The organism is Pantoea sp. Pa-EAmG (genome assembly GCF_030024295.1).
GTDB classification, from domain to species: Bacteria; Pseudomonadota; Gammaproteobacteria; order Enterobacterales; family Enterobacteriaceae; genus Pantoea; species Pantoea dispersa.
Window position 1 is genome coordinate 1 of sequence record NZ_JASEWO010000160.1, and the last position, 10,188, is coordinate 10,188.

Sequence of the window (10,188 nt, forward strand, 5' to 3'; positions counted from 1 at the left end):
CCTGCAGCATCCACGCGTTCGGCTTGCGGAAGTCGTAGTCGTCCGTGCTGTACATTCCAGGCGTCACGCTCTCCGCCAGCGACCACTGGCTGATGCCCTCCTCCGTCACGCTCCCGCCCGACGGCGTCACGTGGTAAGCAATCGTCTCGTAGCCCGGGAACGCCTGGTGCTGGTCCGCCGCGTCCCACAGCACCATCACGTGACGCTCCGCCTCGTGCCGGAAGCCGTAGTAAATCCCCTCCAGCTCCATCAGCCGGCTGATGAAGTCAAAGCTGCTCTCCTGATACTGCACGCAGTATTCCCACACCCGGTAGCTGCCGCTCAGCCGCGACTCCACGTTCACCCCGTACTCCTTCAGCAGCGTCTGCACTATCTGCGGCACCGTCTGCCCCTGGAAGATGCGCAGGTTGCGGTCACGCTTCATCGGCCACAGGTCCGGCTCCACCGTCAGCGCGTACACCGCGTAGCGCGTGCCGTTCAGCTCCTCGCTGCGCACCGCCACCCGGGTAATTTTGCCGTTCAGGTAGCGCGGGGCCAGCAGGCTCTGCGTCGGCAGCGTGAACGTCACCGGCTGCCCCAGCAGCGCGTGGCGGTCCACGCGCGCATCGGTGGAGAGCAGCTCGGCCTCCAGCGTAAATGAGTGGGAGAGCGCCTCGGTGCCCTTCAGTGTCCGGAACAGCAGACCGTCCACCGGCAGCTGTGCGGTGATGCGTGAGAACATAAGTAAGTCCTTAACAATTAACTTTGTGGATCGAGCAACCAGACGCCTTCCTGGCTAATCTGCAAGGTTTGCTCACGCGTGCCAGCCTGGCCGCTGATGGCGAAGGTGTAAGAACCGGGCGCCAACTGTAACGAGGCAAAGCCATTGGTCGCCGGTACCAGTGCCTGAGATTTGCCATTCACCTGCACATGCTCGCCCTGCTGCAGCTTTATATATACCTGCGCGACCGGTTCGGCTGGCACAGGCGCAGGTTCGGCCTTAGGTGGCGTGGCAGGTGCAACGGGGGTGGATTCAACGGGTGCTGGCGTCGTGGAAGGTGCGCTAACCTGAGCCGTTTCAACGGCGGGAGCATCCTCACTGCCACCAGACATCATCAGACCCACACAAAGCCCCACCAGCACACCGGCAGCCACTAGGCCTGGCAGCGCAAATCGATGACGCAGTAACGCTTTAATTGGCGAGGCGGCGACCTCCTCTTCCGGTTCCTCAATCGGTACCAGCATGGTGCCCGGCCCGCTGATTTTGGCACTCAGCACAGGCTCGGACTCGCGTTCTGGCAGCGCCATCAGATCGGCAAAAGCATCAATACTCTGCGGGCGATCTTCAGGCTTGAGCGCCAATGCATGGTCGACCGCACTCAATAACGCGGGTGAGAAGCCGGGTAGGCGGCGCGGCGCCAGTGGCAGGTAGTTATCCTCAATGCTGCGCACCACACTGACTGGCGGCGGTGCGCCAGTAATCAAGGTATGCAGAACGGCACCCAGTGCGTAGATATCCGTCCAGGCACCTTGCTCACTTTCATCGTTGTCGCTGTACTGCTCGATCGGCGCATAACCCGGCCGCAACATGGTTTCGCTCTCATCGGACAGATTGCCGATAGTTTTACGTGCGGAACCAAAATCGAGCAGCACGGGCTCGCCGTTGCTCTGGATCTGAATGTTATCTAACGAGATGTCACGATGCAGATAACCGGCTTCGTGAATGGTTTTAATGGCACCCAATAATGGCGGCAGTAAGCGGCGAATCCAGGTTTCATCAACCAACCGCGGATTACGCTCACGAAAGTTCGACAGTGTGGTGCCGCTGTAAAACACCGTGCCCATATAGGCGGTATCGTTCTGTACCCAGAAACGCAGCACATGGAGCAAGTTGGGATGGTTAAACCGCGCCAGCAAACGCGCTTCCTGAATAAAACTGTTCAAACCGGCGTGGAAGGTTTTGCTGAGACGCTCACTGCGCAGCACCAGGTTGAGATCGTCACTGCGCACCGCCAGTGAGGCAGGCATAAACTCTTTGATCGCGATATCGCGTTCGAGTTGATGGTCCCAGGCTCGATAGACAATGCCAAAGCCGCCACCACCGATAACTTCTTTAATTTCAAACTCATTGAAACGGTATCCCAGCGGCAAGGCATTGGGTACGTTTAGGGTATTATCGTGTTCCGACATATTCGAAAACTCTCTGAGAACTAACGGCTTTAAACATCGAACTGGCAAACAAACTCACCTTGCTCACAACGCACCTGCACTCGACGATAGCGTTCATCGCGGGCATGGGCGCTGAGCAACATCTGGCTCATCTGCGGCAACAGGGTATTCGTGAGGATGGCATCGACCATGCGGCCGCCTGATTCCACCTCGGTGCAACGTTGAACGATCTGGCTCACCACAGAGGCATCAATCTCGGCCTCAATGCTGTGGTTGTCTGCCAGACGACGAACAATGCGTGCCAACTGCAACTGCACAATCTCAGCCAGCATGGCATCGCTCAGGGGGTAATACGGCACTACCAGCAAACGGCCAAGCAGCGCAGGGGGGAACACCTCCAGCAGCGGTTTTCGCAGGGCGGTGCTGAGCGATTCAGGATCGGGTATTAACTCAGGATCGGCGCAAAGCGCACTGATCAACTGTGTTCCAACGTTAGAGGTGAGAATGATGATGGTGTTGCGGAAGTCGATATGGCGGCCTTCGCCATCCTCCATCCAGCCTTTATCAAATACCTGGAAGAACAGCTCATGCACATCGGGATGGGCTTTCTCGATCTCATCCAGCAAGACAACGCTGTAAGGCCGACGGCGCACGGCTTCGGTCAGCACACCGCCCTCGCCGTAGCCAACGTAGCCCGGAGGCGCTCCCTTTAAGGTCGAAACCGTGTGCGCTTCCTGGAACTCACTCATGTTGATGGTGATGATGTTCTGCTCACCGCCATACAAAGACTCGGCCAGGGCCAGCGCGGTCTCAGTTTTACCCACGCCCGAAGGACCACACAGCATGAACACGCCAACGGGCTTGTTGGGATTGTCGAGACGCGCGCGTGAGGTACGCACACGTTTCGCGATCAAATCCAAACCGTGACGCTGACCTATGACGCGCTGATTCAAGGTGTCAGCGAGGTTCAACACCGCGTCGATCTCATTTTTCACCATGCGGCCCAGGGGGATCCCGGTCCAGTCTGAGACCACGGCAGCCACCACGCTGGCATCCACGGCGGCAAACAGCAGGGGTGCTTCACCCTGCACTTCACGCAACTGCTGCTGGGTGCTATCTAACGCCTCACGCAGCATCGCTTCGCCCTCCACCACACAGCGTGCGCGTAGGGCTATCAGTTGCTCTACCAGCTCACGCTCTTGTTGCCAGCGTTGTTCAAGTGCATCACGTTCAGCTTCCAGCGCAACACGCTGTGCTGCCATCTCTTGCTGACGCGCCACATCGCCCAAACCAACAGTGATTTCACGTGCAATGATTTCCGCTTCGATGTCGAGCGCCGCCAGACGATGTAAACAATCTTCCAGTGCCGCAGGCTGAGCACCTTGGCTTACCGCCACACGCGCACAGGCCGTATCCAGCAATGCCACCGCTTTATCCGGTAACTGGCGGGCGGGAATATAGCGATGCGATAGCTTGACTGCGGCGCTGACCGCTTCATCCAGCAGTAATACCTGATGATGTTTTTCCAAAGCACTTACGGTACTGCGCAGCATCAGAATCGCTTTGGCTTCACCCGGCTCCTGCACCTGTACGGTCTGGAATCGGCGCGTCAGCGCCGGATCTTTCTCGATATATTTTTTATATTCAGCCCAAGTGGTGGCCCCGATGGTGCGCAGTTGCCCACGCGCCAGTGCCGGTTTTAACAGGTTGGCGGCATCGCCCGTACCCTGTTGTCCGCCCGCCCCCACCAGCGTGTGGATCTCATCCACAAACAGCACAATCGGCGTGGGGCTGGATTGCACGTCATTGATCAGTGCCTGCAAACGCGCCTCGAACTCGCCTTTCATCCCGGCACCCGCCTGTAGCATGCCGATATCCAGCAGCCACAACTGCACATCACGCAGTGATGCAGGGACATCGCCTGCGGCAATACGCAAGGCCAGACCTTCTACCACCGCGGTTTTACCCACCCCGGCTTCCCCCGTCAGCAATGGGTTGTTTTGACGGCGACGCATCAAGATATCCACCATCTGACGGATCTCTTCGTCGCGTCCAGTCACAGGATCGATGCGGCCTTCACGGGCACGCGCGGTGAGGTCCTGGCCGTACTGCGCTAGGGTATTTGTACCTGCAGGCGGGGTGACGTTTTCAGCATTGGGCTGTATCGCAGTCTGCTGCGCTTCTTTGCTGCTGCCCAGCACGTGATCGAACTGCTCCAACAACGCATCGGCATTGATGCGAGCGAATTGCGGTGAGATGCCCTTTAACACACTGGCGAGGTTGAAGGTTTTTAGCATACCGATCAGCAGATGGCCGCCACGTATGCGCGTGGCACCGTATTTGAGCGAGGCGTAAACCCAGGCTCGCTCCACTGCACTATCAATGTGTTCAGCGAGATCGGAAACGGCACTTGCACCGCGTGGCAGGCGGTCAAGGGCGGCAACGACATCTCGCGTCAGCGCGTTTTCATCCAGTGAAAAATGGCTGATTACCCGCTGCAGGTCGCCCTCTTGCTGCTGCATCAACTGATGTAACCAATGCACCAATTCAACATAAGGGTTGCCGCGCAACTTACAAAAAGCGGTCGCGCTTTCCAGCGAGGTAAATAACAGCGTATCCAATTTGCCGAACAATACGGCACGGCTGATTTCAGACATAGTGAGTCTCTTTGATGTAAGAAGCAGGCGGTAAAGCAGAAAAGTGGGTGGCTAACGTGCTGTAGCCTCAACCTCAAAAACAAAATCGTCGCGATCTTGCGGCTGGTGGCGTTGCCCCAGCCAACTGGTATAACCGAGTCGACTGTTGCCGCTCAGCTTCACGCCCTGTACCGCATCCGCAGCCAAAATGAGCGTGAGGTCCCATTGCATCTCAATGCCAAGGTAGTGACGAACCCAGTCACGAACTTCACGTGCGCCCGGTTCGTCTGGCAGGAAGTGGGCATATTGTTCCGCGCTGAGCGGCCCCATACGCAAACGAAACCGATGTTGAACATCGCGCACGGCAATGCCGAGAAACCCGGATTGCCCTAAGCGCGGCATATGTCTTCCCGCACCTAAACGCGCCTGATCGCGCTTATCCAGAGAGAGCCATTGCGGCACATTCTCTTCAATCGCCACCGGCACGCCAAAATAGAGGCGTAGAATGCGGACTAACCCCTCTGCATCGTGACCATGACGGCTTAGGTGGCCCACCAACATCAATCGTGCATGCAAGCTGAGTGAACTGGCCTGCTGCTGCGCAGGCAACCCAAGACCAGAGAGACATGCCAGGTAGTCACGGAAGCGGCTGTCATCACGGCGATCCAGCGATGCCGTCGGCTGAGCATCGGCCCAGGCACGATAAAACAACAAGGCAGCACGATGATGGAACAGATCGGCAAAAGCCGCGAAGCTATGGTCTTGATGGTGCACGATACGTTCGTACACATACTCGGTCAGGTGCGTCGGTAGCGGCCCGTTGGGACCAAACAAGCCAAAGCTGTAAAGGGATACCTGATGACGACCGTCCTGTTCACGCTGACTGACTTTTGCCAGCGCTGCGGGTGCGAAAGCCAGCGAAGGTGTTTGCCCAATACGCACCGCTTCAAATTTTGGCAGTGGCGCACGACCTAACGCATAGCGCTGACCACTCTGCGCATCCACTTTGCGCAGCAACTGAAAGAGATCGTAGCGCCAGGGTGCGGCCATCACGGCCTGCCAGAAATCATCTGGCAGGCGCGTGGCACGCTGCAATGGGATCACTTGCGCAGGTTCACTCATATCAGTGCCTTCTTGCCCATGCGTGGCGGCCAGTAACCGACTTCCCCACGCTGTTGGCTGTTCAGGGTGAACTCTGTGAAACTGTTCAACGCCACCAGCCGAGCGAAGACGCGCTCTAGCACACTGCCCAGTAACCAGGGACTGGCCCCTGAGAAGGCCTGCTCATCCACCTCCAGCGTGATACTGACACCGCGCGCAAACACCACCGGGCCCGGTTCGGGTACGCGGCGATTCACCGCACTCAGTTGGCAATGGCGAATGCCTTCAATCTGACGCGAAACGGGCGCATCCGCTAAATTGGCGTACAGGCTGAGAAGCTGGCGCAGTGCGGCGGCGCCCTCACCTTCGTCACTGTCCATTAGGCTGAGGTAGTTCATTTGCAGATGGCTGATCAAGCGCCACGAAGAGAGGCCTTCGGCCAGAGCTGGACGCGGCGGCGTCGGCCCCTTACGCAGCCGTAACTGGCCAACCGGGATGGAATCTGGCATGACAAAATTGCCCTGCTCTTGCTGCAACAACATCAGCGGCAAATCACGGCTGGTACACATCACATCGGCAGAGAGATAGCGCAGGTCATCGCGCCACGGCGTGTGCTGCTCATCCACCAGCGAGAGAAAGACTTCCGAACCGATGTAGCCGGTACGCGTGCCGTAGCGCTGCGCATGCTCGGACAGCGTACGTTGTTCGCGGCGCAGTGAGAAATAGGCTCCGTAATCACCGCCGTCACCGCTGAAGGTGCTCCAGAAGGGACGGAAGACCTGCTCTTCTCGCTTGCCTTCAGCGGTGGCAAACAGACGCTTGACCGAGTGGACTTCATAATCCAGCGGGCGAATGTTATCGACCACCAGATGATATTCATGCTGGCTGTCGCTGACTTTTAATCGTTCCGCTGTCTTCGGGAACAAATTGATCACCGGCGTGCAATGCAGTGCCAAATGGCTGGCATCCACTACGCTCTCCAGCGCGCTATCCGCCACGTCCAATAACACAATGATTTCAAAAGCCTGAGCATTGTCGCATTGGCGAATAAAGGGCGATAGCTGACGTAAGCTGATGAATTGAAAACGCGCCGGGAAAGCAAAGTATTCTTGCAGCAAACGATAGCCGTCGAAGTTACGTAAATCGTCTGGCAGCAACGCTTGCTCAGGTGAAAACCCTTCTTGCTGCAAGGCGTCATCGCCCAACACGCGACGAATCGGCTTTTTCTCCACGGACTGCACCAAAATGCCCACGCGATGCTGCATCAGCAGCTCCAGCAGCTTCAGCGCCTGAATATCCGGGCCGCTCAAGTAGAACATCACATCATCCAGCTTCAGCTGGTCCAGAGAGGAGATGCCTTCGCACTCGACGCGGATACGCAGCGCACTGGCTGCGCCAATGCCACTGAGTTTGAGTTCGCTGAGTGGAATATCCGCAGGGACGCCGCCAAGCGACACCTCGCTGATGTGCAGGGGTTGCAGCATCACATCGTGCGCCGTGGTATAGCTGCAGGTGACGCCGCTTTTCTTCAGATGCTGGCTCTCCATCATGGTGCCGCGCGGTACCATGAAGCCATTGCTGATATCCCCTTTTTGCGTGTCGGGGGTCAGTTGTGCAATCGCCATCGAAGGTGTGGGCGAAAGGTAGCCTGGCGCAATCATTTCCAGCATACGCTGTGAAAAACGCGGGAACTCGGCATCCATTTTCAGCTGCACGCGCGAGGTCAGAAAGGCAAAACCCTCCATCATGCGCTCAACGTATGGGTCAGCGACCTCTATACCGCGCATCCCCAAACGCCCAGCCACTTTGGGATAATGCGCAGCAAACTCCGCGCCCATCTCACGCAGATAAGCGAGTTCGCGGTTGTAATAATCGAGCAGTTTGCTGTCCATGATTAGCCTGCATCCAATAGTTCGAAATGACCGCTTTCCAGGTCAACTTGCGTACGGAAGAGAAACTCCAGCGGATAAGGCACGCACCACAGCCGCCCTTTAATCTCAATCGACAACATGTTGTGCAAACTGAGTGATTTCAGGTCGCTAACGCACCTCACCTGTAAGCCTTGCGGCAGAATGCGCGGCTCGTAATGCAGAATGGCATCGGTCATTTTGCGCTGCATATCCTGCCATTCAATATCCGAGATGTTCTGCCCGGCCAGCGGTGCCACACCAAAGTTCCACACCGACCGCTGTACATCGCCATACGCACTAATATCTTGATAAGCTTCATTGTTGAAGGTGTTAAACAGCCACTCAAAATCACGCAGAACATAGCACCCTAGCGTGTTATGGGTGATTAACATGCTGTTGGTGGGTTCATGGGTTTTGTCTGGCGAGTGGTCAGTCAAACGATCCAGCAGCGATGACTGCAGCTTGTCGCGTGCGGTTAAGGCGTCGCGATTTTTACGTGAACGATAGCCGCCGTGTAATTGGGCGTAACCATCATTCTGCGTGCTTTGATCACTGCTCATCGGCTGGCTCGATGTCATCGAAAGTGAGATGTTGCAACGTCAATAACGGGTGTTCCGCACTGTCACTCAACCATACTTTCTGGCCGTGACCGATAAACTGGCTGTTATCCTCATCCAATGCTTGCCACTCCGTCACGCTGGCGCGCAGATAGCGCTCATCAGCACCTGCCAGCAACGGATAGCGCGCCGGAATTTGGCACACTTGTTCACTACCATCGACCAACTGCACCCGCGTGTGACGCCACACCAGATCGGTGACGCCACTGGGTGGCTGGAACTGCATTTCGCGGATGGCGGCAAACGGAATCCAGTAATAGCGGCCATTGGCGATAACTTCGCATACCGGGCCAAAGCGACTGTCGCCGTCCATCAGCCAGGCGAAATCAGCCATGTGCGCCTGCTGTTGAAGCGAACCGGGATTGGCTTCGGCCTGATTCAACGCTTCCATGCGCATCCCAGTGGCTTGAGCATGCTCGCCTGCAAGGTCTGCACGCAGTGCCGCCAGCAACGTTTCACACCATGACCAACTGCTGCCTGGTAATTGTGGTTCAGCTTCGCCTTTCAGCACAGCTTCACGTAGCTGCTCACCGGCAATCGCCTGCTGCAATAAGGTGACGGTGGGCTGGGCCTGCGGCGTCATCGCTAACCAGGATTGCAATTGCGTCTGTGCACGTGACCAGTTGCCTGCCAGACACAACATTTGCACAAAGGCGGCACGCAGATCGGCATCTGCCGGATTGGCCTGAATTTGACGGGTGATATCGGCCAGATTGTCCGCTAATGGGCTGTTCGCCAGGCGCTGTTGTAACGTCTCCATGCAATCTCCTTTTGCGTTAGTTAAGCGTGCGGTAGACCGCTGCTGCCGGGTCTTTTAACTCCGGATGAAGTTGATCGACCAGTAACACTTTGAGCGCGGTATCGCTGTCGATCCACGGTGACCAGACTTTGCGAACTTCTTGCAGGCGTGCATGGAGTGCGCTCTCATCAGCGGCCTCGCTGGCTGGCATCTGAACGACAACCTGGTTTACCGCCTGCCATCCGTTGAATTGCGCGCTGAAAGGCAATACCAGCCAGCTGTCAGGGGATTTCTCATTACTTAACACCATGCGTTCACTGTTGACGGTGGTGATAGTCAGTTCACTGCTCGGGGATTTTGTATTGAGTCCCGCCACCGGGAAGCCTTGCAAGAAGGTGACAGCTACGGTTTTCACCGCGCCGTGGCCCATTTGGGTCAGGCTGCTATGGCCACTTAACCAGCCCTCTTTGCCACAAACTAACCCCTGTTTAGCCGGAACAAACAGTGCGCTGGTTTGCGCAGGGTGTTGCCACCAGGTGCGGAAATGACAACCATCCAACAAGCTGAATTGCAGCCATGGTGCCGTATCAGCAGGGGGAGAGTTTAAGACTGGGGTGTTGACGGTTGCGGGCTGTTCGGCGGGCGGTGGCGTGACCACAGAAGCCCACTGCTGTGCTTTGGTTGCGCTACCCGACGCTAACTTCGCACCCTCGTCATCGGTTAACTGCCAGTGCAGCTGCTGTAAGGATTTACATTGTGAGGCCATCAACCCGGCAACACGAGGTAAAAAGTCATCAAGCACTGATGCGTTTTTTTCGCCTTTGGTGACGATACGCAAATCCACGTTACTCTGACACCAGCTCGCGACCTGATTATCTTTTACATCATCAATCCAGATATCCAGCTTCTGTGCCGGAGACTGCACAATGCGATAGTTCTCAGCAACAGCCTGTGAGCTGAGCAGCAGCGCAGCCAATCCCAATAATCCATATTTCATGTTGGCGTTCTCAATCTCGAAGAGGGAAAAACTGCGCCGC

Annotated in this window: 8 protein-coding genes; all 8 read right to left on the reverse strand. The window is 56.8% G+C overall.

Translation table 11 applies throughout. The features are described from left to right. Positions 1–721 (reverse strand): type VI secretion system tip protein TssI/VgrG (tssI, locus tag QMM04_RS17740; protein ID WP_282996652.1); only part of this gene is annotated, 721 nt, incomplete at its 3' end. A gap of 17 nt (positions 722–738) precedes the next feature. Further along, the gene (locus QMM04_RS17745) at positions 739–2,169 is read right to left on the reverse strand and encodes a serine/threonine-protein kinase (RefSeq protein WP_282996654.1); all 1,431 of its coding nucleotides are present in this window, start codon (positions 2,167–2,169) and stop codon (positions 739–741) included. Positions 2,170–2,198: 29 nt separating this feature from the next. Further along, positions 2,199–4,805 (reverse strand): type VI secretion system ATPase TssH, encoded by a 2,607-nt coding sequence (gene tssH / locus QMM04_RS17750; protein WP_282996655.1) that lies wholly within the window; start codon positions 4,803–4,805, stop codon positions 2,199–2,201. A gap of 51 nt (positions 4,806–4,856) precedes the next feature. Then, positions 4,857–5,906 carry a type VI secretion system baseplate subunit TssG gene (gene tssG, locus QMM04_RS17755; RefSeq protein ID WP_282996656.1) on the reverse strand — a complete coding sequence of 350 codons (1,050 nt, stop codon included), beginning with the start codon at positions 5,904–5,906 and terminating at the stop codon, positions 4,857–4,859. Beyond that, on the reverse strand, positions 5,903–7,777 hold the full coding sequence (gene tssF, locus QMM04_RS17760) for a type VI secretion system baseplate subunit TssF (RefSeq protein ID WP_282996657.1): 1,875 nt from the start codon (positions 7,775–7,777) through the stop codon (positions 5,903–5,905). The genes tssG and tssF overlap by 4 nt, the downstream gene beginning before the upstream one ends. A gap of 2 nt (positions 7,778–7,779) precedes the next feature. Next, positions 7,780–8,355, reverse strand: coding sequence for a GPW/gp25 family protein (locus QMM04_RS17765; RefSeq protein ID WP_282996658.1), 576 nt, complete (start codon positions 8,353–8,355; stop codon positions 7,780–7,782). After that, positions 8,345–9,172 (reverse strand): type VI secretion system accessory protein TagJ, encoded by an 828-nt coding sequence (locus QMM04_RS17770; RefSeq protein ID WP_282996659.1) that lies wholly within the window; start codon positions 9,170–9,172, stop codon positions 8,345–8,347. The genes QMM04_RS17765 and QMM04_RS17770 overlap by 11 nt, the downstream gene beginning before the upstream one ends. Before the next feature lie 16 nt (positions 9,173–9,188). Continuing rightward, positions 9,189–10,148 (reverse strand): hypothetical protein, encoded by a 960-nt coding sequence (locus QMM04_RS17775; RefSeq protein ID WP_282996660.1) that lies wholly within the window; start codon positions 10,146–10,148, stop codon positions 9,189–9,191. Positions 10,149–10,188: the final 40 nt, after the last annotated feature.